The 26,085-nt window shown below is 46.3% G+C and carries 21 protein-coding genes; 5 read left to right on the top strand and 16 right to left on the bottom strand.

The genetic code is table 11. The annotated features are described in order from the left end of the window. Positions 1-64 precede the first annotated feature (64 nt). From AC0VYE_RS02070 to AC0VYE_RS02055, 4 genes are all read right to left on the bottom strand, one after another. Positions 65-931 (bottom strand): AraC family transcriptional regulator, encoded by an 867-nt coding sequence (locus AC0VYE_RS02070; RefSeq protein ID WP_076268526.1) that lies wholly within the window; start codon positions 929-931, stop codon positions 65-67. 224 nt (positions 932-1,155) lie between these two features. Further along, positions 1,156-2,532 carry a sensor histidine kinase gene (locus tag AC0VYE_RS02065; RefSeq protein WP_475445719.1) on the bottom strand — a complete coding sequence of 459 codons (1,377 nt, stop codon included), beginning with the start codon at positions 2,530-2,532 and terminating at the stop codon, positions 1,156-1,158. Then, entirely contained in the window at positions 2,529-3,209 is a 681-nt protein-coding gene (locus AC0VYE_RS02060; protein ID WP_076268528.1) for a response regulator transcription factor, read from the bottom strand. Before AC0VYE_RS02060 ends, AC0VYE_RS02065 begins: the two co-directional genes overlap by 4 nt. Positions 3,210-3,356: 147 nt before the next feature. Further along, positions 3,357-4,175, bottom strand: coding sequence for a protein-glutamine gamma-glutamyltransferase (locus tag AC0VYE_RS02055; protein ID WP_076268529.1), 819 nt, complete (start codon positions 4,173-4,175; stop codon positions 3,357-3,359). A gap of 175 nt (positions 4,176-4,350) precedes the next feature. Here AC0VYE_RS02055 and AC0VYE_RS02050 point away from each other — a divergent pair, with 175 nt between their 5' ends. The 3 genes from AC0VYE_RS02050 to AC0VYE_RS02040 are packed head-to-tail and all read left to right on the top strand — an operon-like array spanning position 4,351 to position 7,603. Continuing rightward, positions 4,351-4,881 carry a hypothetical protein gene (locus tag AC0VYE_RS02050; RefSeq protein WP_256710915.1) on the top strand — a complete coding sequence of 177 codons (531 nt, stop codon included), beginning with the start codon at positions 4,351-4,353 and terminating at the stop codon, positions 4,879-4,881. A gap of 23 nt (positions 4,882-4,904) precedes the next feature. Further along, on the top strand, positions 4,905-7,064 hold the full coding sequence (locus tag AC0VYE_RS02045) for an ABC transporter transmembrane domain-containing protein (protein ID WP_475445716.1): 2,160 nt from the start codon (positions 4,905-4,907) through the stop codon (positions 7,062-7,064). A gap of 17 nt (positions 7,065-7,081) precedes the next feature. Then, the gene (locus tag AC0VYE_RS02040) at positions 7,082-7,603 is read left to right on the top strand and encodes a GNAT family N-acetyltransferase (RefSeq protein WP_475445714.1); all 522 of its coding nucleotides are present in this window, start codon (positions 7,082-7,084) and stop codon (positions 7,601-7,603) included. Positions 7,604-7,832: 229 nt separating this feature from the next. Here the strand turns inward: AC0VYE_RS02040 and AC0VYE_RS02035 are convergent, their stop codons facing one another. From AC0VYE_RS02035 to AC0VYE_RS02010, 6 genes are all read right to left on the bottom strand, one after another. Further along, a complete protein-coding gene (locus AC0VYE_RS02035) occupies positions 7,833-8,216 on the bottom strand; it encodes a GNAT family N-acetyltransferase (protein ID WP_475445712.1) in 384 nt (127 codons plus the stop codon). Positions 8,217-8,321: 105 nt separating this feature from the next. Then, entirely contained in the window at positions 8,322-8,858 is a 537-nt protein-coding gene (locus AC0VYE_RS02030; RefSeq protein WP_475445710.1) for a GNAT family N-acetyltransferase, read from the bottom strand. Between the two features lie 12 nt (positions 8,859-8,870). Beyond that, positions 8,871-10,661, bottom strand: coding sequence for an ABC transporter ATP-binding protein (locus tag AC0VYE_RS02025; protein WP_475445708.1), 1,791 nt, complete (start codon positions 10,659-10,661; stop codon positions 8,871-8,873). Continuing rightward, complete coding sequence (locus tag AC0VYE_RS02020; protein WP_475445706.1) at positions 10,658-12,421, bottom strand: ABC transporter ATP-binding protein; 1,764 nt, start codon at positions 12,419-12,421, stop codon at positions 10,658-10,660. The genes AC0VYE_RS02025 and AC0VYE_RS02020 overlap by 4 nt, the downstream gene beginning before the upstream one ends. Before the next feature lie 281 nt (positions 12,422-12,702). Beyond that, positions 12,703-13,482: a Cof-type HAD-IIB family hydrolase gene (locus AC0VYE_RS02015; RefSeq protein WP_430055858.1), complete on the bottom strand. Its 780-nt coding sequence runs from the start codon at positions 13,480-13,482 to the stop codon at positions 12,703-12,705. A gap of 447 nt (positions 13,483-13,929) precedes the next feature. Then, the gene (locus tag AC0VYE_RS02010; RefSeq protein WP_430055861.1) at positions 13,930-14,379 is read right to left on the bottom strand and encodes an SRPBCC family protein; all 450 of its coding nucleotides are present in this window, start codon (positions 14,377-14,379) and stop codon (positions 13,930-13,932) included. A gap of 117 nt (positions 14,380-14,496) precedes the next feature. On the opposite strand from AC0VYE_RS02010, the gene AC0VYE_RS02005 reads away from it, so the two are divergent. Together AC0VYE_RS02005 and AC0VYE_RS02000 are read left to right on the top strand one after the other, a co-directional pair. After that, positions 14,497-15,303: a DUF6597 domain-containing transcriptional factor gene (locus tag AC0VYE_RS02005; protein ID WP_475445703.1), complete on the top strand. Its 807-nt coding sequence runs from the start codon at positions 14,497-14,499 to the stop codon at positions 15,301-15,303. A 176-nt stretch (positions 15,304-15,479) separates the two neighbouring features. Beyond that, on the top strand, positions 15,480-16,301 hold the full coding sequence (locus AC0VYE_RS02000; RefSeq protein WP_475445701.1) for a hypothetical protein: 822 nt from the start codon (positions 15,480-15,482) through the stop codon (positions 16,299-16,301). Positions 16,302-16,361: 60 nt separating this feature from the next. Here AC0VYE_RS02000 and AC0VYE_RS01995 read toward each other — a convergent pair whose 3' ends face one another. The 6 genes from AC0VYE_RS01995 to AC0VYE_RS01970 form a co-directional block, all read right to left on the bottom strand. Further along, the gene (locus AC0VYE_RS01995; protein ID WP_475445699.1) at positions 16,362-17,942 is read right to left on the bottom strand and encodes an ATP-binding protein; all 1,581 of its coding nucleotides are present in this window, start codon (positions 17,940-17,942) and stop codon (positions 16,362-16,364) included. A 282-nt stretch (positions 17,943-18,224) separates the two neighbouring features. Then, positions 18,225-19,352, bottom strand: a complete 1,128-nt coding sequence (locus AC0VYE_RS01990) for a copper amine oxidase N-terminal domain-containing protein (protein WP_475445697.1) — start codon at positions 19,350-19,352, stop codon at positions 18,225-18,227. An 86-nt stretch (positions 19,353-19,438) separates the two neighbouring features. Continuing rightward, positions 19,439-20,575, bottom strand: a complete 1,137-nt coding sequence (locus tag AC0VYE_RS01985) for a bifunctional cystathionine gamma-lyase/homocysteine desulfhydrase (RefSeq protein WP_475449391.1) — start codon at positions 20,573-20,575, stop codon at positions 19,439-19,441. 1 nt (position 20,576) lies between these two features. After that, positions 20,577-21,500, bottom strand: a complete 924-nt coding sequence (locus AC0VYE_RS01980) for a PLP-dependent cysteine synthase family protein (RefSeq protein ID WP_475445696.1) — start codon at positions 21,498-21,500, stop codon at positions 20,577-20,579. Between the two features lie 287 nt (positions 21,501-21,787). Then, positions 21,788-23,842, bottom strand: coding sequence for a hypothetical protein (locus tag AC0VYE_RS01975; RefSeq protein ID WP_475445694.1), 2,055 nt, complete (start codon positions 23,840-23,842; stop codon positions 21,788-21,790). Further along, positions 23,829-26,054 (bottom strand): GH92 family glycosyl hydrolase, encoded by a 2,226-nt coding sequence (locus AC0VYE_RS01970; RefSeq protein WP_475445693.1) that lies wholly within the window; start codon positions 26,052-26,054, stop codon positions 23,829-23,831. Before AC0VYE_RS01970 ends, AC0VYE_RS01975 begins: the two co-directional genes overlap by 14 nt. Positions 26,055-26,085: the final 31 nt, after the last annotated feature.

Raw genomic sequence — 26,085 nt, 5'->3', positions numbered from 1 at the left:
CCGCTGTGTTGATTCTCCTCTTAAACGATTGATAACTAACACTATCTTACTGTTTCCATATAATTTAGCCTCTTGCGATTTTCGGGCAGGAGCCAATGTGCTTCTTAAATAAACGGTTGAAATTAGATAAGCTGCGAAAACCGCATTCCAGTGCGATTTCTGTAATTTTCATATCGCTGGTTTCGAGCAGCATGACGGCATGCTCTAAGCGAATATGAATCAAATAAAGCAGCGGAGGCGTCCCTACTGTACGCCGGAAAATATCGCTAAAACGGGAGGGGCTTAAGTAAACAAGTCCTGCGAGTTCCTCAAGCGTCCATGGATAGGCAAAGTTTTTTTGCATGTCGTAAATGACCTTGCGCATCTTGTCCAGCTGCCTTGCGCCGATGCTGTCCTTTCCCCGATTTAACCCTTCTCTGCGGAAGTAACGATTTACGCATGCATGAAAGCGGATTAAATTTGAATAAACCAAAGAACCGTAAGAGGTTTGCTCCTGATCATGTTCATCCTGAATTTCAAGAAGCAGACTTCTAAGCTCGTTCATATGAGGCTCATTGCGGTCCAGCAAATTAGTGAAATGCACCCCCATTTCCTTATAGGGATGCAAAATTTCTGAATCATAACGGACAATATTAAGCAGCCAAGAAGCATCAAAGCAGATCACTTGCATGACCAAATCCTTGGTTTCGTAAGCACAGTGCAAATCATTCGAGTTAATAAGCAAAATATCACCCTCTTGAAACTCAAACGTTTGCCCGTTAATGATGTAATAGCCGGTTCCTGATTTAATTAAATTGATTTCAAGCACATCATGCCAATGAAGCTTCTGATAGGTCGCATTGACGCCTATCGTTTCCAATACTTGAATGGGATAATGCTTAGCCAATATGAGCTTTTCTTTCGGAATATCCATATTTAACAACTCTGTCATAAAAACCACTCCTCAGCATGAAAATGAGCTTCACAAAGCATGTAAATGACATAAAACTAACATAAGATTAAATAATTAAAAACCTTTTTTATTCATGTTACAAGATTTTCAACCGAATAACCTCACATAAAAGATACATATTTACAAAATAAAAATACCTCATTCCCCTTATATTTAGAGGAATGAGGCACTTTCTATATTGACAACGATAATTATATAAAAACTTATGCTCGCGGAAGGGTAACGGTAACCGTTGTTCCAACTGCCCGCTTGCTTTGAATATCGATACTGCCTTGATGCAAGGCCACCAATTTCTGCACGATAGAAAGTCCAAGTCCGCTGCCTGAAGCAGCATCATTGCGAGCTTTGTCCGCCTTATAGAAACGGTCAAAAATGAATGGGAGATCATCCTCTGATATGCCTGTTCCCTGATCTTCGATGACAACAGTAATGACGTCGCTCTCCACTATTTTAATGCTGATCGGCTTGCCTGCATCCGAAAACTTAATGCTATTGGCAATCAGGTTCAACCACACCTCATAGAGCAATTCTTGATCAGCATGGATCGTCGTATCCGGCAGCTCAAGCTCCAATTGCAAATTTTTCTCCGTCCATTGCCACTCGAGTGTAATTAACAGCTGGCGCAGCTGTTCGTCTAAGCGAAAGCTTGTCTTATGGAGCGGCTTATTATCCTTGTCGAGAGCAGCAAGTGTTAGAAGCTGCTTGCTCATGCGGGATAGACGCTTGCTTTCTTTTTCTATAATGGCCATATAGCTATCCGTCTGCTCCGGCGTCGTTTCCTTATCGAGCACAGCCCGAGCTAACCCCTGCATGGATGTAAGCGGCGTCTGAAATTCATGCGAGACATTCGCCACAAATTCTTGCCGCATCTGATCCAGCTGCTTAATCGCCACCGACATCACCGAGAAGTTACGTGCCAGCTCGCCGATCTCATCCTTGCGCGAGAGCTGCAGCCCCGCTTCAAAATCACCTGCAACAATCTTTTTTGTTGCTCTCGTAAGCTCATTGACCGGCTTCACAATGAGGCGCGATAAGAACACAATTAACAGCAAGCTGATGACGAAGGTAGCGCCGATCAATATCGCTGCAATAATACGTATTTCGCCAATTTGCTGCTGCAAGTCAGGACGGATAAACAGCGCTGCATACCCATCCTGCGTCTGAACTCTCATACCCGCTGTGTTCAAAACACTATTTTTGAAATAAGAGAACAGCTCAAGCCGCCCCTTCTGCTCCTCCAGCCCCCGATAAACCGCTCCGTCCAGCACCGATTGCATTTGCTGCTCGCTCAGCTTTCCATGCTTGAACGGCGAGCCATAGGCTTGTCCTTGCAAATGGTCATGAACCAAATAAATTTGAAAGCCAAGTGCTGCAATATGCGTCAGATAGCTGTCCAGATCCATTTGCGGATTTTGCTCATATTGGGTGCTGATGTTTTGTGCGATTGCGATCATTTTTTGCTCATTGCTGGATTGCTGATTATTTTGGTAGTACAGACCCGTAAATAGCAAGCCTAAAATAAGGCTAATCATTGCGACCATCACAAAAGTGAACACAATTCGCACATACAGCGACTTCATCCCTCATGCACCTCCAGCTTATAGCCGAGACCCCTGATCGTTGTTATCGTGAAATCGTCCTGACAATCCGCGAAGCGCTCGCGCAGCCGTTTGATATGAACATCAACCGTGCGGCTGTCCCCTTTAAAATCCGCGCTCCAGATGAGCTGAATAAGCTGTTCTCGTGTATAAATGCGGCCCGGGTGGCTTGCAAGCTGTGACAGCAGCTCAAATTCCCGCAGCGGCAGGGTAATCACTTCATCGCCTATTTTAATTTCATAGCCTCTTCGATCAATGGAGACGTTCCCGAGCTTAATAACCTCAGAGGATACAAGGCGATAGCGGCGCAGCAGCGCTTTTATACGAAACAAAAGCTCCTTTGGCTCAAACGGCTTAACTAAATAATCGTCCGTCCCGGAGTCAAACCCTTGCTCCTTGTCCTCCATCTCCGCTCTTGCAGTCAGCATCATAACGGGAATGTCATAATGCTCTCTGATTTCGCGGCACAGCTCGTACCCATTTTTACCGGGCATCATAATATCGACGACAGCAAGATGTACCTGTTCATTCTCAAGCAAGATGGACGCTGCTTGTCCATTTTCCGCTTCGAGAACGACATAGCCGTCTTTGCCCAAAACAAAACGCAAAAGCTCCCGAATGGAAGGATCATCATCTACAATTAACACATGCATTCTCATTGGCTTGCTCCCTACAAATAATCATATTTATCATAGCTGCTTCCATTATACTCCTCCATGCACGCGAAGCGAAAACACCTGTATAAGAGAGCAGCAAACGCATCTCCTACAGGTGTCTTTTCACCAATTTCAAAGACCCGAATCATTTTAATAAATAGCCGAACCCGTGCCTATTCTTGCCGCAATGCCGAGCTGTTCGGAATCGCTTGCCCCGTCCCACCAAACGTCCCTGACGTTTAAGCCGCGCAAGTATTCATAATCTGGATGGACCACAATATCCTGCAAGTACGCAGATATAGAGGCATTCTCATAGCGCATGCGATTCAGCGCATTAATAATATCTTGGCCGGATTCAATGCCGATGCCATGGCCGAAATACAAATCATCATCCAGCATGATGACATTCTCCCCCTGCCATTCCGGTGTATCCGGATCATGCTGAGGGTTCTTGAAATAGAGCGCGTCGCCGGGGTAGGCTTCATTTTTATCATAGGTAGTTATTAAGCTTAAATCACGGTCGTATTGCCAGTCTCTTAAAAACAGGTTTTTAAAATAAGCGTTGAACACAGCGTCTCCAACCGTATCAAGAACTGCCTTATAAAAGATAATGATAATGGCGCCTGCGCATTCAAAGCCGTACAAATGTCCATTTTCAAAAATATCGTTAATGCCAACCGAAGGCAGTACGCCTCCCTTTAGCTGAAAGCCGCCGTTTTCCGTACGCGTCCAGTATTGCTCATTGCATTTTGACCCTGCAAAGGTCGCAAAGCTCACTCCACTGGCATAAAGCGCTTTGGCTGCCTCAACCGTATGCATGCGCGTCTTCAGCTCAAATTCGAGCGCATCAACCGATGGATAGCGATAGACAACTTGGCTCTTCTGCTTCTCTTGCAATATTTTGCGTTCAATCTCCGATAACGTCAAAGGATTAATCGAAAACGTAGGACTATCCGCAACAAGTATCACCTTAGTTTCCCTCCATTTCATTCCAAATCGATTAGGTTATTGTACGTGTAAATTGAAAAAATGTGAGTATGGATGTGGAATAGGAGCGCTGCAAATATTGTCGAATACACAATCAATCTTCTGTTCATTGTCAGATCATGGTATAATTTGGCCAATATCTTGAAGGAAGGTAATTATGCCTATGAGCTATTATTTCAACATTTGCTCTACTGCCAAGTATCAAGAGGCCTACATCGCTTTTTTGCTGGAACATTTCGTGCAGCTAAACCTGCCCTATTCCTTTCCTGTCTCTCTCAGCTACCTTTCAAGCCCTCTGTTTATGGAGAAAGAATCTATTCTATTTCGCAATCCCGATGATGAAATCATAGGCGCAATAGGGTACATACACGGCACCGGAGATCAAAACTATGAAAATGAGCATATCGTTCAGATTCAGACGGTTTTTATTAAGGAAAGATATCGTAGCACCCGATTATTTCTCCAAGCTTCACAGTTTCTCGCTCAATACTTAGCGCAGTTGAAACAGCCTGTTACAGAGCTTCGGTTCTGGATACCCGCACAGCCGAATCTTAAACGCCTTTGCGCGAAGTCAGCGAGGAAAGTGGCGGTTCAGAATACGGATCATGGCGTTATTGAAGAGTATGTAATGGATTTCACCCAATGGCACGATGATGTGATGAAATACCCTCATGAAATTTATTTCTAAGCTCAGAAGGAGCACAATCCGTCATGGTATTTATTGTTCTTAAGCACTTAGCAGGCTATATGCGTGCCTACAAGCCTCTGGCTATATTTTTTTTCGTTACGCTATTTTTAGATCTCATCTTCATGTCACTAGCGCCACTGAGCTTTCAATTTCTAATCGACAAAGCCATTCTTCCTAAGGATCTGCATGCCTTTTCTCTTATCATCATCATTCTGGCGGCTAGCGGCATATTCTGCCTCAGTGCTGGCGTTTTCAGCGATTATGCTCTTGCCAAGCTGAGTGCAAGGGTGCAGCAGGATTTGCGCAAACAATTATTTGAGCATATGCAGCAAGTGAACCTCGCTTTCTTCCAGAAGACGCGCTCAAGTGAGCTGCTCTCCTATTTCACAGTCGATCTGCCTGCCATTGAGCGAGCAATGAATGCAATTCTGACGGTAGGAATACAATCATTTTCCGTTGTAGTCATTAGCACCGCGGTTTTGTTTTATTTGCAGTGGAGTATGGCACTAGCCATATTGCTTGGGGCTGCCCTTATTTTTGCCGGACCTTACTTGCTGGGCGCTCGCGCGCAAGCCATTAACGTCGCTCATAAGGAGCAACTCGATCATTTAACAGGCGACATACAGGAAAACATTAGAGCGCAAAAAGTAGTCAAAGGTTTTAATCTCCAGCAGGCGATGACACATAAATTTGTGGGCAGACTGCAAACGATGTTTCTCATTCACTATCGAAAAAATGTGATTAACGCTCAGCTCGAGCGAATTCCGCTGATCAGCTTACTCCTGATCAATTTATCCATTATTGGGCTTGGCTCTTATCTCGCGCTTCACGGACATATTACGATTGGGGCTTTGGTTGCCTTTTTCACGATGTATACTTCAATGGGGAATTCCGTTTTTAGTTTAACTGCAACGATTCCAGTCTTTACGGATGCTTCCGTCAGCATTGAGCGAATGAACAAGCTGCTGCATGCGCCTAAGGAAACAACGGGTAAAGCACTTATGACGAGCCCCCTAAATCAGTTGCCGGATATTCGCTTTTCAGACGTTTCCTTTCGCTATAACGAGGAGCAGGAAGCACTAAAAAAGATTAATTTACATATTAAAGCTGGAACAACAGCTGCATTCGTAGGCTCTAGCGGCTCTGGCAAGAGCACGCTCGTACAGCTGGTGCTGGGCTTCTATGACCCGAGTGCAGGTCAGCTCGAAATCAATGGTATTCCCATGCAGGAACTCAGTCGAAGCTCTTACCGAGATCAGCTCGGCGTTGTATTTCAAGATAACTTTCTCTTTCGAGGTTCCATTATGGACAATATTCGCATCAGCAAACCAACGGCAACGAGGGAAGAAATCATGGAAGCTGCCAAACAAGCTGAAATTCATGTGTTCATCATGACGCTGCCAAATGGTTACGATACGCTGGTGCTGGATGATGGGTCTAATTTGTCTGGAGGGCAGCGGCAGCGGCTCGCCATTGCTCGCGCGATATTAAAAGATCCCCAGCTATTATTGTTGGATGAAGCTACCTCTGCGCTAGACCCGATAGCTGAGGCATCTATTAATCGGACATTTAGGGATTTATCACGCAATCGAACCGTTATTACCGTTACGCATCGTTTATCTTCTATTACAGGTGCAGATTGCATTTTTGTGTTTGATAAAGGTGAGCTGGTCGACATGGGGACTCACGAGAAAATGCTTGCACGCGAAGGCTATTATAAAGAGTTATGGGAAAAGCAGAATGGTATGCTGATTTCAAATAGCGGGCAGGAAGCTGATATTGATGAGGAAAGGCTCGCAAAGCTTCCTTTCTTTCAAGGTATTGATCACGAAGTACTGAAAGAAATTAGAAGTCTGTTCAACACGGAGACATTTAGCCCAGGCCAACCTGTCATTCATGCCGGAGATCAGGGCGAGAAATTTTACTTAATTGCACGCGGCCGGGTTGAAGTATCACGCAAGGACGCAAATGCGATTGATGGAAAGCTTCGACTTGCCATATTAGAGGACGGAGACCATTTTGGCGAAATTGCTTTGCTTAACAATGTGCCGCGTACAGCCGATATCGCAGCCATTACGCCTTGCGTGTTCCTTACCTTGCAGCGGAAAGGGCTTCATTACGTGTTATCTAAACATCCTGAAATTAATAACCGAGTCAGGCAAACGCTGAAGGAACGAAAATAGAAGGAGGTTGCCTAACGATGCTTGCGCAGTACCGCGTTTGTAAAAATGATGCTGATTTAGCACAGTATGCCCTATATTTCATCAGGCATCGCACCGATTTCAGCAGCAAGTTTTCGCTTCCGGATACTTTATATCATATTTTACAGTCTATACAGCAATCCAAAGTAATGCTAATCCTGAGCCTGGAGGGCGACACGATTGGATGGGCGCATTATAGATATTTGTCTACGGAATATGAGCCTGTTCGCGAAGGGGAAATTGCTTTCGTAGATTCCGTCATTATAAACGACGCCTATCGAAGCGGCCGATTGTTCATTAACGGCTTTCGTTTTCTAGCAAACCATATCGCCGCTGAGAATCCGAAGGTCAGGACATTTGAATTTCACGCGCTAGCAAGCCATGCCTATCTGAACAGACTTTATTCCAAATTCGCGACTATAGTAGGACAAAGAGATGGGTACCATGAATTAGAAAATGCCTATTCCACTGATTTCAACCAACTTCTTCACTACTTAAATCAAACAAAAAATGACAATTGACGCCACTTTATTCCATATGTTACTGTGAATATATTCTATTAATAAAGGAGGTCTTTACATGTATCCCCCAAGAGTAGATCTAAACAATAAAACCGACCGCAAACCTCTTCAATTTTCAAACCTGCTTAAGCTGAATGAACAAGCTCGAGTAACTACTGCGAAGTAATCGTTATAGGCTGCAAAAGAGCCATCCACCTTTGTAGGTAGACAGCTCTTTTTTTATTGCTTATTAGTTGGACAAACCGCCGCTTGCTGCACCCGCTCCGCTGGAGCTGTACGAATCGGAATATTCCGTGTTTGTTTTATCCCATACATCCTCATATGCGGGATTCCGCTTGAACTCGGCTAACGCATAGGAGCAAGAAGGAATAATCTGCCTCCCCTTCTCCCTAGCCTCTTCTACTACAAAATCAAGCAGCTGCCGCCCCAAATGCTGGCCGCGATAATCGCCATCCACATATGTGTGGTCAATGACCCAGGTGTCTACGTCGACCATCGTGTAAGTGATCTTACCGATAGTTCCTTTGGTTGTAGTCAGCACGTAGCTGTTGCCTTGCTTTTGTGCCAATATTTCCTCTTCTACTTCGCCATACAAGTCTCTATCTGTATCCATTGTTGCCTGCACCTCCTAGAAAGCTGTTAGTTATAGCTTCTTATGGTCAAGCTATCGGTCTACTACTTCTTACCCCGATAGAGGAACAATGAATCGTATGGCAATCTATTTGCTATTGTCCGAAGAGGAATTAGGCGCTTCCTTCACCATGTATAACACTAGTTCATCGTCGACACGAACCATGCTGCCGGGCTTCACAATAACATTCTCGTACGAAATTCCTCTACCGTCAGGAATATAGCCTCTGCGAGCGTAAATGCGCTGTGCACTGCCATAGCTAGGGTAGAGCCCTACACCGATCCCTACAATTCCGTATTTTTCAAATGCGATCTGCTCAATGCCATCCATCAAAGCATTTCCAATCCCTTTGCGCCGCAAGGCTGGGATCACATCAAAATTGTTTATTTCAGGAATGTTGCTTTGCTGAAAATAGGGATAATACGATTGTGATAGCAGATGCAGCCATCCAGCGAACTGACCCTCGTAGAAAGCGACGAGGGTGACGCGCTGTCCCGTTTTATTTTCTTCCCAGCATCTTGCAATATAATCTAATCGCTTACTAATATCTTGATGTTCAATCGCATGAAAAATGACATTGACATCATCACTTTCCATCGCTCTTATTTGCATGTCTTCACGCATTCGATCATCCCCTTAATCTTCTGCTGCTTCCATATTTTCTTCTTCCCATAACAATCTCATTTCCGCTGAAACCGCAAGCAAATGCTGTAGACTGCCTTGCGCTTCTATTTTCCCATTTTTCATGACGATAATATGATCGGCACGTTGCAAAGCGGCTTTGCGGTGGGAAACAATGAGGCATGCCGCATGCGGCGTCTGTTCCACTCGTTCCCAAAGCAGCTTCTCTGTCGTCACATCCAGCGCGCTCGATAAGTCGTCAAATACGAGCAGCTCCGGCTCACGAACGAACATGCGGGCAGCCGCTGTACGTTGTGCTTGACCGCCAGACAGCTTCACGCCGCGTTGCCCAATCATCGTTTCGAGTCCATGCTCAAGCTGCAAAATATCTTTGTCCAGCACAGCGGTGTGAATGGCTTTCTGCGTGCGGCTTGGTACATCTGGCATACCAAGCAAAATATTCGTTTCAAGCGTTTCGCTAAACAAATTAGGAACCTGCGAGGTATAGGCGCTGCGCGGCGGAACAAAAAAAGAATCCGGATCTGCTACGCGCTCGTCATTCCACCAAATTTCTCCCGCCTGAGGAGGCAGCAGCCCAAGTACAGAGCGAAGCAGCGTTGTTTTGCCTGAGCCAACCCGTCCCGTTACAACGGTGAAGCTGCCACTTGTCAGGTCCATGCTTATATCTTCAATTCCTCTGCCGGAATCCTTATACCGATAGCTGAGTCCCCGTACTGAAAGCGTACGAAATGGAGCCTCCTCCTGCTCCTTTGAAGCGCGATCGTTTTCAGGAAATGCACCGCCCAGCTGCAAGTGGGTATGCTCGGTAAGCTTTTCGGTTGATGCGCCTTGCAACAGCTGCACCATTCGCTTAAACGAAATGCCTGTTTGCTGCAGCGTAGCTAAAAATCTGCCAAAAAACGCAGTGAAATCGGTCACGAACGTTAAATAATAGACGAATAATGCAAAGTCACCGACGCTCAGCTCCGAGCGCTGCATTGCAGAAGCGCCCAGCAGCAAAATAAATCCTGTTCCTATATTCACGATATTAGAAAATACCGAATCAAGTATAGATGTGAATAATCGATCCTTAAGCGCAGCCTGCCTGCGCTGCTTATTCAATAAGCGAAGTCTGTCGATAAACCGTTTCTCCGCGCCAGCAAGTTGAATGGCTTGCACCGAGCTGAACATTTCACCAACCATACCCGTAACTTTGCCCGTAGCATCGCGGCTGGTAGCACGGTAGGCCTGCAGGCGCTTGGAAGCAAGCTGGGTGACTGATACAACGAGTATAAGCGGCAGAAATACATAGCAAGTAATGCTGACGTTAACCCGCAGTAAAATGAAGATTGCCGCTGCCGCAAATAACAATTTGCCAATAAAATCAAGCGTCCAGCTGATGGCATCCTCTGCTTGATTGGCATCATCGCGAAATTGTGTAACGGCCTCGCCTGGCGAGATCGGAATGGCCGCCGCTGCCGGCTGACGCAAAATCCAGCGCAGCATGTTCCACCGAAGCAATGAGCCCATGCTAAAGCGGTGGATCGTATCCGTTAAAGCACCCGCATAGATCGTAACGATTCTCGCGACAGCTACAGCCATTAACAAGATGGCTAGATTTGATGCGCTAAGCGACCAGCTGGCATGACCTGTGAGCGAATCAAAAAATTGCTGAATGATTAAGCCGGGCAGCAGCGGGAATAGATGAATGGTCGCCCAAAGGATCGCATTGGCAGAATAGAGAACCGGGCGATAGCAAATAAGCCGCCACATCGCTTGCACCGTTGTCATTTCTTTGCTGTTCATACAAGCACCTCCACAGCGCCGGTTTGCAGTAATTGGTATAGCCTTGAGCTTGGATCAGCCGCTAATTGCGATCGATTGCCGGATTCCACGGACGTTCCAGCATCTAAAATTAGGATGTCATCCGCTCGTTTAATTGTTGCAAGCCGGTGGGCAATAATAATGGCAGTGCGCCCTTCTAGCAGCTTATCGATTGCCCTCTCAATATGCGCTTCCGTAGCAGGATCGAGCCTTGAAGTCGCCTCATCAAGAATGACGAGACCCGGGTTAGAGAGAAAAGCACGGGCAAATGCAAGCAGCTGCGCTTCTCCAGCCGACAAACCGCTTCCTCCTGAGGCCAGCTGAGTATCAAGCCCTTCGCCAAGCGAAGCTAACCAGGCGCCCAGCCCTAAATCTTCTAATACATCATGCAGCCGCTCATCCGAAACCGATGGATCGTAAAGCGTGAGATTATCTCGCACGGTCGCTTGAAACAGCTGAATATTTTGAGATACCATTGCAATTCGGCCTCTCAGATCAGCTAGCGTATAATCCCTAATATCTGTTCCGCCCAGCTCAATAGACCCTGCTTTCACATCATAGAAACGAACAAGCAGTCTGGCCAACGTACTTTTACCGCTCCCCGTTCGTCCAAGCAAACCGAGCACTCGACCGGGCTGAAGTTTAAAATCGACATCTCGGAGCACTCGCTCCCCGTCCCCGTCCTCACCTGTGTAAGCGAATGCGACATTCGAAAAGCTTACTGAAAGCGCACCTTCAGGCATATCAGCCGCTATCTCTTTCTCTTTTAGCTTCGATTCCGTAGCGAATAGCCCGCTAACCCTTACAATACTAGCATCCGCCCGTTGTAAATCTTGAATTTGTGTACGGATTTGCTCAAGCGGATGATTGAGCAGCTCGGTATACGTAAAGACCAAATAAATCGTGCCAAGGCTCATCGAATCCGTTGTCCACAAATATGCGCAATATAATAACGCAAGTGATCGGCCAAGCGTAAATACAAAAATAGTGGATACCCACATCGAATATCCGCCTATGCTTGCTTTTAGCGTAATCGGAAATATTTTGCGGAGCAGTCCATGAAATCGCCTCATCACAAATTCGCTTGCTCCATTTGCGCGTGTATCCTCTGTTCCCGCCAAATGCTCGCCAACAAACCCATAAAACTCCGCCTGCACTTCGCTTGATTTCACCCAAAAAGGCGAAAAAGCCGTTCGTATTCGTTGAAGCACAAATATCGTCAATACAACGAACACCGTCATGCCTGCCCCTAAGCGCCAATCCTCGCGGAACATCAATACGAGTACACCTGCTATGAGCAGCAGATTCGCAACGAGCACAAATATGAAATTGGAGAAAAAATGCGACAGCTCATTCACATCGCCATCGATTCGCTGAATTAATTCACCGCTCGTTCTCTCCTTATGAAAGCTCTGATCAAGGTGCAGGCAATGCTTCGCCAAATCACCTCTTAGCTCATTCGTTGCTGTCCAGCCGACTTGTTCTCCAATATAGCCTGAGGAAACACTAGCGAGTTGATGCAGTAGCGCAACTGTAATAAAAAGCAAAGCGCTGCCGATAAGAGCATTAATCTGAATGCCAGGCTGCAGCGCGCTATCAATAAAATGCCGTATGATCTGCGGATTCCAAAGTTGCAAACCAATGCTGGCAAGCAGCAGTATAGAGAGCAGAACGAGCTTGTGCCGCTCATGCTTTAAATAAGTGCTTAACAGTCTCCAATATTGTTTAATGGGGATATTCATTTTCTATTGCCTCCAAACACACCATCCATATATTTCATATTTATCTTAAAATGAGGAGAGGACTGGTGGCAAGGTAAAGAACAGTTATAGCCGCTTAGCACAGAAAGCGATTGTTAAAGATTAAAGTGGGGAAGGGGCAAAAGAGGACACGAAAGGATTCCGCCGTTTCTATCTGAGGATGTAGATTCATGCCACTATTAATAAGAAAAAGCCAACGCTATAAATATGCGTCAGCTTTTTTGTTCAATTCTATTTTTGCATATATTCACACAATCTTAGTCTTATCCCTTTAACAAACCAGCCTTGATTAATCCGTTGCGAATCCCCTGATCATCCACATGCGTTGTTACATAATCTGCGAATGGCAGCAGGTCTGGATGCGAGTTGCCCATTGCGATGCCTAGGCCTACTGTCTCCAGCATTTCAATATCATTCAAGCCATCGCCAAAAGCGACCGCATCGGCAGTCGTGTAGCCGAGTTTCTCGAGCAATGCCTCAATTCCTTGAGCCTTTGAGCCGCCTGCGGGAAGAACATCAATCGCTTGTGGATGCCAGCGAATAAGCTTCAGCTCGTCATGCAATCCATCATACAGATGCTCGTCGTGGCTCTCACAGTGTAGAAACACTTGAAAGATATCGTCCGTTTTCCAAAATTCCGGATTATAGCCTGGCAGATCTACCTTTAATGAGTTTACCGAATCTATAATAAAGGGATGATCCTCTTTGTCCGCAAAAAAGTTGTGCTCCCCTTCAAATACGAGTCCATGATTATGCTCAGCTGCAACCTTTACAAGTCGCTCCAAACGGCCTTTTTCGATCTCTCGTCTATATAGCGGAGTTCCTTTGTACACAACATATCCGCCGTTTAGACATACGAATGACTCAATGCCAAGCTGCTCAGCAAGCGGCTTTATAAAGTAAGGCGCTCTGCCTGTTGCAATAACCGGCTCCACACCACTTTCCTTCAGCTCCGCAATAGCTTTGATCGTATCTGCCGGAATTTCCTTATGCTCATTAATCAGCGTGCCATCGATATCAAAAAAAACGATTTTATACCCCATTCTCTGTTCTCTCCTATCCGTAGTCGCAGACGTATGACGCCTGTCCTTTTTATACAGTATAAAGAATTAAGCCATGAAAAGAAATCTTTCGCCTTATTTTGCAAGCTCGACCCGCCATCAAAAAACCTGCCTCACAGCCCGCAGTGTACAGCATGGCACTTATCATCTAACGGACATAGGATCCGCTATTTCATGAAATAAAGGCAAAAGTGGCGGGGTAACGGACATACGATACGCTATACGGGCGGATTGGGGTGTCAAATCTTCTTTTTAACCCAAATAAGGGCCTATATGTCCGTAAGCATAGCAATAAGTGGGGAATTTCGCAGAATAACGCATCTCATGTCCGTTGACCTTATTTGTTGTTAAGAGTTTCGACAAGCGTTTACCGAATTCTACAAAAAAATAGCACCAGCGGCTGCTGATGCTACTAAATTTTTAATATCGTTACCAACCATAATCCAATCCCTTACCCGTCTCAACAAAGGTTTTCAAATTGCTTAGAATCATCCACCACTGACTATCCGTCGTTGGAATCGAAGGATGGTCCTCAGTAAATTGGTCATTAACCAAAGTTAGCTTCGTCGTAGCCCCAACCTCTTCTAGCGTAAAAGTGATCCTTGACTCCAGCTCTGCATGATTCGACCGATAAGAAGGACCTGGATGCTCCAAAAAGCTAAGTATTTTGCTTGGCTCATATGCTAAAATAGTACCATAGATATGAACGGTTTCATCGCCTTCCGTACCTGGCCCAACATATTTAAGCGATGAGCCTACTTCGAAAGTTGATTCAATAATACAGCCAAAAAACGTTTGACGCGTTCCCTCAGGCGATACGAATGCATCCCATACCTTCTCGGGAGCTGCACCAATATAAAACTCATATTTAAACTCCATGTATTACACTCCTTTTTCTATTTAAAATGGTTGACGTTTTCTACTCGTAGTATAAAACTATCTGCTAGGATCGTATTGTAAAAACGCGACAAATTGATCAATAGGAGTGATATAGTAATGAACACTATCGACCAAAAACGCAGTTTGGGTATTTTACAGCGGAGTGAGAGTGAGAAAAAATTTCAGCTTTCCCGTTATGCTCCTTCCGATCCTCTCCTGCCATTCATTAAGCATTACTGGATAATAAACTGGGATTTAGAAGGCCATGCTCCTTATTTTCAGGATGTCGTCCCGAATCCTTGCGTCAATCTCGTTGTCGAAGACCACCAAAGCGGCATTTATGGCGTTGCCAGTCAAATGTATACGAAAAAAATTGAAGGCAAAGGACGAGTATTCGGCATTAAGTTTCAGCCTGGCGGTTTTTATCCTTTTTTAAACTCACCTTTATCTGGCCTCACAGATCAAGCGTTGTCGATTCAAGCTGTTTTTGGGACGGAAGCTATCGCGTACGAGCAGCAGCTAAGGTTGGCAGCAGATCCTGCCGGCATGATCGAACTTACCGAGGCCTTCCTTCTACGTCATCTCCCGCAGCCGGATGAGTCGATTACACTCGTCAATCAAATCATCTTACGAATACACGAGGATCAAGAACTGACCAAGGTAGAGCAGCTATGTGAAACCTTCGATATTAACAAAAGGAAGCTGCAGCGCCTCTTCAGTCAATATGTCGGAATAACGCCAAAGTGGGTGATTAAGCTGTACCGGCTGCAAAATGCGGCGGAAGCGATCGATAAGAGCACTCATTATGATTCACTTAAGCTCTCAGCAGAGCTTGGCTATTATGATCAATCACATTTTATTAAGGACTTTAAATCCATTATTGGGAAAACGCCAGATGAATATGCAAAGCGACAAGCTTTGTAGTTCGCCTGCTGCTTAGCCAATTTGACTGAGGCTTGAATGATCCTGTATATTTATAAAAATCAATAAAATAAGCACGGCTTACGATGGAAGCACCCGTAAGAGAAGGCGTATTACGCCTATCTTGCAGGTGCTTTTTTTGCGTTGTTTGCCCAAAACCAAAGGAGGTTTTATCGATCATGCCATCTGCTTCCAAATTAACCGTAGTTTTGTTTGCGCTCTTGCTTGCGTTTCTCAGTCCAGCTACTATTGCTGCCGCACCGTTTGAATTCAGCGTGACTGCCAAAACAGCTTTTGACAAAATGAAAGGAACCGCGGATAAATGTACCTCTGCCAAGTTAACGTCTCAATACACGGAATTGCAAGAAATTCAGAAGCTGACCCTTGATTGGGATGTGCGGATAGACAAGCTCCATTACCAGAATGAGGAGACCGTTCTCGCTACTCGCAAGCGGATTAAAGAAGTTGGTGCGGAGAAGCTGGTTCAGCTAGAGGCAGCTGTCGTGCAAACCAAAAAGAAATACGAAGCCCTATTCAACCTTTATGATTCCTTGAATCAACAGCTGAGCCTTGCTAAATCGTTCAAGGATAAGTGGCTTAGTAATGCGCTGAAGCCGCAGGTCGAAACGACTAAAGCTGCCGTTCAGCTTGCCAAGCTAGATATACGCAGCAAAGAAACGGCACTTAGAACAGCCAAAGCGAGCACCGCCAAAACGATTAAAGATTTGCGCGAGCTGCTGAGCGGCATTGACCCGCTTAAGGTGAAAATCAAAGCTTCCAAGAGCACCATCAGCAGTATAAAGAAACAGTTCACGACGGAGACATCGATTTTGAACCAAGTGTTGAAAAAAGGCGATTCAACAGCAACCTCAAGCTCTTTTACTCGCATGCTCGCTTACACAAAGCAAATTAACGAACAGAAACAAAAAACATACAACTATGAGCAGCAGACAATGAGCATTATAGCTAAAGTCGACGCGCAAATAGCAGCTATCAAGTAAGTAAAGCAAAAAAGCGCGTCTCGGCATCCGAAACGCGCTTCCATCTATGATTCGTCATCTTTATACAGTAGGGAGCCATACCTCAACAATAGTACCTACACCAAGCTCGCTGGACAACGATAAACGACCACCATGCGACGATACTATTTTATCTACAATCATCATGCCTAAGCCGTTCCCGTCCCGTCTTGTCGTATGGAACGGTTGTCCAATACGCCGCATTACTTCATCCGTCATACCTACGCCGTTATCCATAAATTGAATGCGTTGATAATTGTCCACCACATCGAGCTTAATATTAACTTCTCCGCCGAAGGGCAGAGCTTCCATGCAATTTTTCAAAATGTTTAAAAATACCTGTTTGACTTGATCGCGGTCGCATAGAATTTTTGTCTCGCCTACTTTTGCGCTCCGTATTTGAATGCCGTTCATCTCAAATTGAAGCTCGAACACCGATATGACCTCTTGCAAAATAACATCACAATCTTCTTCCTTATACTGAATCGCTTGCGGTCTTCCCAATATTAAATATTCGCCCACAATCGCATTCATCCGCTCCAGCTCTGACATCATCAAGTTGTAGTGATGGGGGTTTGTCGTTTTGCTGGACAATTGAAGCATGCCTTTTACTGTAGTCATAGGGTTTCGAATCTCATGCGCGATGCTGACAGCCAGCTGGCCTGCAAACACAAGCTTCTCACTATTGCGAAGCAGTTCTTCCGCGATCTTCATTTCCGTTATATCCCGCAAGCTGCCGACAACCCGCGTAAGCTGGCGCTCGCTGTCGTAGATAGGAACCACATCCAGCATATAGTAGCGCAGCTTCTCTTCAACTAGAATAGATAGCTCGATCCCTACACAGGACTCATTGCGTTTCATAACCCGTTCAAAATAAGTACCAATGATGCCGACTTCAAATACACTTGTGCCTAAGCAGCCATTTTTTTCATGATCCGAACTGTTCAATATCGCAGCGCAGTATTTGTTTATTTCTACAATTGCACCTTGCGCATCGGCAATAATGACACCATAATAATTCGTTTCCAGAAGAACCTGATTTAAGATTTGAAGCTGTGTATTGTGTTTACGGAGCAGCAGCTCTCGCTCGATAGAATCAACGATTGTGCATAAAAGTGCAAGCAAATGAGGATGGGCAAACTGAATTTCCGTCATGATCGAAATCGAACCAAGCAGCTGACCGCTGTCCTCCATAAAAAAAGGAGCTGTATAACAAGCTAGCTGATGTAGTACTTTCTGATAATGATCTTCGCCTACGAGCTGAATAGGCAGCTGTTCACGCAAACATAGATCAACCGAGCTCGTACCGATCTCTTCACAGTATCGCACGCCTTCAACAATACCTAGCTGGCGCACCTGATTAATAATAGAAGCATTGCCTCTGAACTCAAGGATATACCCCTCATTGTCTGATATGGCAAGGAAAAAAGGGTCATCTGCAACGGTCGATAAAAATTTTTCAACAAACACGCTGATAACTTCAATCGTTTCTTTATAATGGCCCTGCTGAGCTTTAAGCTCCGCATCCGTAAACCGCTGGGTAAATACAGGTAGTTCATCACGATTAAGTCCATACCGCTCGCATTTTCGATGTGATTCTATGATTAAATCGTTATTTATCATATGGTATACCAATTAACCTTTCCAGGACAGCTAGCTTCCATTTTGTTGGACATTATCCAATATTCTAGTTTAACCTGGCATATTCCTTCCCAAATTCATTAAAAATCACTTATTATCTACAATAATCTCCAAAATCAGCGTCGAGACCCCTAAAAGCGACAGCCCTTCGTTCGAAATTTGCACCAAATCAATCCTAAAACAAAAAAAAGCGATGCTTAATAGTTAAGAACCATTAAGAAATCGCTTTTTTTCAATGTTATGCAATGTTATGCAATGTTATGATTAGCCCTTTGGCGAAAGCTCAATTTTCATGTCATCGAGGTACAAAGTTGTCAGACCCTCATAGCCGGAGTCGCTGCCCACAATGACATAAAGCTCACCCTTCTCGTTGGTTTGCAATGTTGCCGTATAATCCATGGCGACTGGCTGAAAGCCTTTCAGCGAATCATCCGGCTGCACCATGTTTCCAACGATCTTCATATCTTTGCCTTCGGTCTTCTGATTGCCTTTATCCAAATTCATTCGATAGTAATGATCGCCACCGCTATCAACCTTGACAGCTTGAGGCTCCTTGCTTACAAAGCCTGCTTTGATGCTGACAGCCTCTCCAGGAGCGCCGCCAACACCCATCATGCCGCCCGATTGATCCGTATACAGCTTAAAGGATAATGATGCTTGATATACCGTGTTTGGCTTCAGCCCGTCGATCTTCTTCGTCGCGAACATAAACAAATCATCGCTACGATTCATCCCTTTAAGCTTCAGTGCGTAATTAGTCTTGTTATTCGCAAGAGGAAGCAGTTCTCTAGCGTATTGCAGCTCGTAAATATCCGGATTGTAGTCTACTGGCAAATCGGCAAAAGCTCCATTCCAGCCTTCCTCGCCCTGGTCAAAGTTATAATGGAGCGATAGCGCAGCCTCACTCGTTTGCACGGTAACTTTTTTCTGCTTCGCGTCCCAGCTCGTTTTTGCTCCTAACAGCTGTGCTACCATTTTTGCCGGTATGAAGGTCGTGCCTTTAATAACAACAACTTTGGCAGGCAGCTTCACGTTTTTAATGAAGCTCCCAACTACCGCATCGCTATTTTGAGTAAGAGTCACTGCAAGTCCAGCACGGGTTAAAATAATTTGTTTCGCTGCCGCATCCAATTGAATGTTTGCTTGCAATCCCTCAGCCAGCGCTCTGACAGGGACCATCGCAATACCGTTCTGTAAATAAGGCGCCACCGCAAGCTTATGCTCTCCGCGGTAATCAATCGATTTGGTGCTTCCTATTTGAAATTGAAGAGGAGCAGGCGAAACGGCTGAAGCGCCATAAGCGGTTGCTCCGCTAACTGCTGCACTAAGAAATAAAGCGGACGAAAGAGATGCTATCATGAGGTTTTTATTTAACAATTGTTTAAAGGCCATTTGTCTACCATCCTTTGTTGTTAGTCTTTTGGTGCGTACCCAAACTAACGAACAAAGATGAATATAAGTTGCAATAGGCTAATTTTTCATGACTTAAGACTCTGCTCTAGATCTTCAAGCAAATCCTCGCTATCTTCAATCCCGACTGATATTCGCACTAAACCATCCGTAATGCCAAGCTGCTTCCGCCGCTCGCTTGGTATAGATGCATGCGTCATTCTCGCGGGAACGGAAATAAGACTCTCTACAGCACCTAAGCTCTCAGCAAGCGTAAAATATTTCAACTTTCTGATCATCGCAGACGCTTTCTCCGCGCTGCCTACGTCAAATGATATAATGCCGCCAAAGCCGCGTGCCTGCCTCTTCGCAAGCTCATGCTGCGGATGGCTCGGCAGCCCAGGGTAATAGATGTTTTGAATGGTTTCCAAACGCGATAAATAAGCGACGATTGCCTCAGCATTCTCTTCATGAGCTTCCATGCGGAGGCCAAGTGTCTTCAACCCGCGGATGAGCAGCCACGAATCCTGAGGACCAAGCACGCCTCCCGTCGCATTTTGCACAAAATGCAGCTCCTCGCCCAGCTTATCGTCGTTCACAACAGCCAGACCAGCGACAACATCGCTATGCCCGCCAATATATTTGGTAGCGGAATGCAGCACGATATCAGCGCCTAGTGTTATCGGGGTTTGCCAATATGGCGTGCTGAACGTATTGTCCACAATGAATAGCAGCTGCCTCGCTTTGGCCCAAGCGGCTACACCTGCAATGTCCGTGACTTTAAGCAGCGGATTTGTCGGTGTTTCCACAAACAATGCTTTTGTATTCGGTTGAAGCGCCTTCTCCATATCTTCTAGGCTCGTCGTATCCGCAAAGGTCGCTTCAATCCCCAGTCGGCTCAGCACCTTCGTCACAATGCGATACGTTCCCCCATACACATCATCCGTCAAAATAATATGATCGCCAGCGCTCAGTAGCGAAAATACAGCGTTAATCGCTGCCATGCCTGAGCTAAAAGCAAAACCTCTTGCACCTTCCTCTAAATCAGCAATATACTGCTCCAGTGCATGACGTGTTGGATTGCCCGTACGTGAATATTCATACCCTTTATGAACGCCGATGTCGTCCTGTTTATAGGTGCTCACTTGGTAAATGGGAACGCTGACCGCACCTGTAAAAGGGTCAAAAGGGCTGCCTCCATGAATGAGCTTTGTTTTTCGCCTCAGCTTAAGCACCTCCGTTGTAAATCTGTTTGCTTAAGTACCGCTCACTGCCATCTGGAAAAATAGTAACGATTCGGCTGCCGGGCGCAGCTGCTTCCGCTTCAAGCAACGCCGCATGCAGTGCGGCGCCCGATGAGCTGCCGACAAGCATTCCTTCGAGCTGCGCCAGCTCCTTCACCCTTGCAAAAGCATCCTCATCCTTTATCGTATGAATGGCATCGAAATAGCTGCTATCCATAAATGGAGCCAGCATCTCCACGCCAATTCCCTCTATTCTGTGCGGCCCTTGTGCTCCGCCGCCAAGTATGGAGCCTTCCGGCTCAACAATAACCGTCTTCACCTTTGGGCTCTGCTCCTTCAAATACTGCGCTGTTCCCATGAAGGTGCCCCCCGTTCCCGCTCCGGCAACAAAAACGTCAACCGCACCATTCAAGTCTTGCCATATCTCGGGTCCTAACGTTTTGTAATAGGTTAACGGATTTGCTGCATTAGAAAATTGTCTTGGCGAATAGGAACCGGGGATTTCCTTCATCAGCTCTTCCGCCTTCTGCACCGCACCTGCTATGCCAAGCTCTGTTGGCGTATTTACAATTTGTGCGCCAAGCGCCCTCATCAATTGCTGCTTCTCTATGCTGAATTTATGGGGGACAACAAAGATCGTCGATACTCCCCGTCCGATCGCCGCCAATGACAGACCTATTCCCGTATTGCCTGCTGTCGCTTCGATAACGGTTCCTCCGGGCTTCAGCTGTCCGTTTGCGAACGCGGCATTCAGCAGCTCGACGCCAAGCCGATCCTTGACGCTTCCTCCCGGATTTTTATACTCAAGCTTCGCATAAAGCGTTACACCTTCTGGCAGCGCAAAACCTGTAAGCTCAACTAGCGGCGTATTGCCAATTAGTGCGTGGATATTGTGATACAACGCCATTTGCATTCCCTCCCACGACTCCTATTTCCTCCTACGCGCATCCTTTACTCAGGCTATACTCTTCATCATATGAAGCTGCATCTCTTTGTGTTTATGTCCCGTATGCCTACTTTTAGGCGTTATTCAAGCCTACAAGCAAAAACGCCTTCAGCGTCCTCTGGATGCTGAAGCAGCTTTGACGGAGAAATATAAACCCTATATTAGCTAAAAAACTTATAAATTCTTATATTTTAAAAAAGGGATGCTCCTCAAGTAGAAAAGTCTACTTAAGGAGCATCCCCTTATTATTAAGCCTCGCTTAGTCCCCAACCAATTGCATGTTTTGTCGTCTGTTCAAGCCACTCATTGCTTGCGAAGTTCGGAATGTCCTTTGTTACCGTAAGCGTCGCCTGTCCTTCAAAGCCGGGATGTGGGCAATATACAGCCGTGTTCTCCCACTTCTCCGAGCCATTTCTTCTAAAAAGCAAACGGTAATCATACAACCCCGGCTTAATCTGCTCTGACACGATCTGAACGGTTTTCTCAAAGGAAAATGTCGTGCGATAGCCTTCCAACTGGCTCATCGTACCTGCCATGAGAACAACAGGCTCCGCCCGTTCCACCTCGCTCGAAGGATGCAAGATCAACTCGTATTCCATGCCCGGCTCGCCATAGACGATAAGAAGAATAGGCAGTCCCACAACAGCAATTTTAGGCGCTTCCACAAATACCGGCTGATGTGTCGGCTCGAATTGCTCCGATCGCTCCCACTCTTCCTGCACTTCGCTAGCCCTGCGATAATGCCATGTTCCCTCTATTGGCAAATCCACTTGATTCAGAAGAGCTTTTAAGCAGGTTTTTGCGCTTTGGAATGGATCTGTACAATTGTTATGTCCGTAACGGTAGCCGATTTCATGCCTAACGTCCACGCCATGCCTGCGGGCGCGATCTGCCCACTCAAAGGACAGCCAGCTCGAGGTATACGCGTCATGCGTTCCGTGCGTCAGCCAAACCTTAGTCCCTTTGGACTTCAAGGCATGTATGATTTGATTCGACGCTGGGCTTCGCTCGCTCGCAATAAGCTCCATATCATCAGTACCAAGCAGCGTTGTGAAAAATAGATCAACTGCGCGGCGGCCGTCCCCATCCTGCCAGCCAGGCTGCCACGCGTATTTATAACCCGTATCCTCGCAAACCGCGCGCCAGCATACCGGACAGGTAGGATTAAGCATTTCCTTAAAAGGTTCTCCAAAAGCGAGCGGCACATTATAGCAGATGGCATAACGAACGGAGTACACACTGCTATTCGGATTACCCGCCGCAATTAAGCTTGTTATGCCTCCGCGTGAGCCGCCAACCGTCACAATGGCATTCCCATCCACGGCGAACTGTTCTATAGCGGTTAGGAACAGATCGTCCAAGTTCTCATACAAAGAGCCGTGCATCGTTCTCGTACCGAACGAACCCCCGCCGTTCCATATGATGCCGACTGCACCTTTCCCTGTGTCCAATAACGTCTGGCCAAGCACGTTTAGAAGAGCTGGCCCAACGTTTGCAAACACATTTTCATTCTGATCATAAAACCCGCTGAATAAAGCAGGATACCGTGCTTCAGGTGTACGAGACCACTCCGGAGGAAGGATGTAGCTAACCATACTGCGATGCTCGCCTTGACCCGCAATACGTCCATGTACAAGCTGAAAGGCAGGTACTCCTTCTAGCTCGTCAAGTGCTGTCCCCGGATTGCGGAAAATGACAGGATAACCCGTAAGTTTCATCACTTCATCCGATAGCTTCAAAGCTGCTTCATCTGTCACGCGAACCACGCTATACGTCTCGCCAATATACCGTTCATAGGCTGGCGTCCTTTGATGCTCGCCGTCCTTTTCCGCTGCGAACAAAGCATAAGCATCCGTCCGGTAATAATAAGGACTGGCGATATCATTGTCCTGCAGCGGCAGTTCGACTTTACATTCGCCCGTTTCCTCATGCAGTCGAAGAACGCCGATTCCATCGGTGCCGCCTGCCTGTGAACCGCCTCTGCCGCCATTTAATGCGGCATTCCAATTTGTCACAATCGGAAAATCATTATGCAGCTTCTCTGTGACAATGGTATAAATACCCGCTGTCACTGATGGTATGCGAACAATTCCGCCATTCATATCCACCTGCTCTACTTCCAAATAATCAACCTTTTTATCCGTATAACGAGCCGCTTTAATCGTTGCTTCGCTTTCCGTAAGAGCTGCTAAAAGCTTCGGGTTCACCTTTATATCTGCGAACGACGAGGTACCGTCAAGAATAGCAAATGGGCTAATAGGGACATAACGGCCAGGAGCAAAAATCAAATTATTCGGGCGCATAAGCAGCCTCATTTTTCATCGAGTATGGCAAAGCATTACTCAGTGTTACTCTTCCAGAAGGCGCGTTCACCATATGGAATTGAAGCTCCGCTCCAGCCGCCAGCTGATCATGACTGATCGACAGCTTATGCCACGGTTCGCCGTTTACACTTAGTTTATCCCAATATACATTTTCAGCACCGTTGTTCTCCGCTTCAATGACAAGCTCCTTGCCGTTCTCCAATTGAATGGTCACTTTGCGGAACAAGGGGCTGCCCATGACATATTCCGGAGTTCCGGGACAGAATGGATACATGCCAAGCGCACTCCATATATACCAAGAGCTCAGGCTCCCATTGTCCTCATCGCCAGGCAGTCCATCCGGCCTGCTGCTGAACAGTTCCTTCATCGCTTTTCTCACCCAATATTGCGTTCGGGACGGCTTGCCGATTACGGTATAAATATAGGGAATAAGGAAGCTAGGCTGATTGCTAATGGCAAATTGGCCAAAATTTATCGCAGCCATTTCCGACATTTCATGAATTTCCGTGCCGTACGTGCCTGTTTTGAACAGAGGTGGCATCGTCATCAGTTCATCGAGCTTTTTCGCAAAAGCATCATTTCCGCCCATCAGCTCTGCTAACCCAGCTATATCATGCGGTACGGACCAGCTGCACTGCCAAGCTCCGCCTTCGCAAAACGGATTGCCCCACTGCAATGGATCGAAGTGCTCCTGCCACTGCCCTTGCTCATTGCGGCCTTTCATGAAACCTTCGCCAGCGTCAAACAGCTTGTTATAGTTCGCCGCTCTCTCCATAAAGAAACGATAATCCTCCTCTTTGCCGAGGCCTTTCGCCATCTGAGCAATGCAGAAGTCACCGTAATAATAATCCAAGGCGTTGCTTACGCTTTCGTGGAAAAGATTATCCGGCAAATAGCCATATTCGATGTAGGCTGCCAATCCTTTTCGTCCATGCTTCCCATCACTTGAAGCGAGTGTGGCATGCTTGCGCAGCCCTTCGTATGCCGCTTGCACATCAAACCCTTGAATGCCTTTCACATAAGCATCTGCTATTGCAGCATCGATTAATGTACCCGGCATGGCACTTCGTTCCGCAGGCGAAATCCACTTGGGCATCCAGCCGCTTTCCTTATAAATATGAACCCATGCTTCTGTCATTTCACCCAGCAGGGAAGGAAATAAAAGGCTGTACAGCGGAAGGCTCGTACGATAGATATCCCAAAAACCAATATCCATATACATAGGGCCTTTATGAACGTTACCGTCATAAGCACTAAAATGTACTTGTTCTCCAGCAGGGCTGTATTCATGCCATGTCCGAGGAAATAGACAGGTGCGATATAAGCATGTATAGAAGGTGCTCATCTCATCCTTATCTTCACTTTCCACCTTTATTGTGCTCAGTCGTTGCTCCCAATCCTGTGCAGCTTGTTCCTGCAATTGCGCAAAGCTTAAATCGCCCAGCTCCTGCTGCATATTCCAAAGCGCCTGCTCATGGCTGATGAAGGAAGTGCCCAAGCGAACATTGACGATCCCAGACGCAGGGACAGCAAGTCCAGCGAAAGCGCCTACTCGTTCTCCCGCTCCTGCCAGCTGCTCGCGCGCAGTGAAATCCCCATTAAATGTACCGCTTTGCTCATCCTGCAAATCACAATCAAAGTCCATAACAAAGTACATCGCAAAATTCTCATGTACTTCCCCGTGATGAGCACGAGTAAAGCCCGTCACGCGGCGATTGGCGCTATCAATTAAAATTGAGGACTCCCCTTCAAAAGGAGATACGATAACTCTGCAGTCCTCTCTCCTGTCGAAAGTAAATGTAAGGCGCGCACTCCTCATTCCCGGAACCAGCTCCAGCGATGCTTCGTAACGAGGAAGCCGAATTCGAAAATAATGCGGCTGCACGACCATTTCATCTGATCTATAGGAGGAAGCACGGGAATCCGCATCTAAATAAATAGGTCCGCTCTGCGGCATGACAACAAGATGCCCGTAATCCCTTATCCACGGGCTAGGCTGATGCGTTAGCCGCAGGCCTTGAAATCTGCGGTGGGAGGGATGGTAAAACCATCCCGCTCCGTCCTCATGGGATTGCGGACTCCATGAAGCAGTACCCCAAGGTCTTGAAACGAGCGGGAGCGTATTTCCGTTCGAGAACGTATACACAGAATCCGTTCCTTGCAGCGGATTAACATAAGACAAACAGTTCATGGAAACGACCTCCGAGTAGTTGGCTAATGTT

It is taken from the genome of Pristimantibacillus sp. Z349TD_6, from assembly GCF_056173205.1.
The sequence above is the reverse complement of the archived record's forward strand: the minus strand, read 5'-3'. Positions and strand labels throughout refer to the sequence as shown.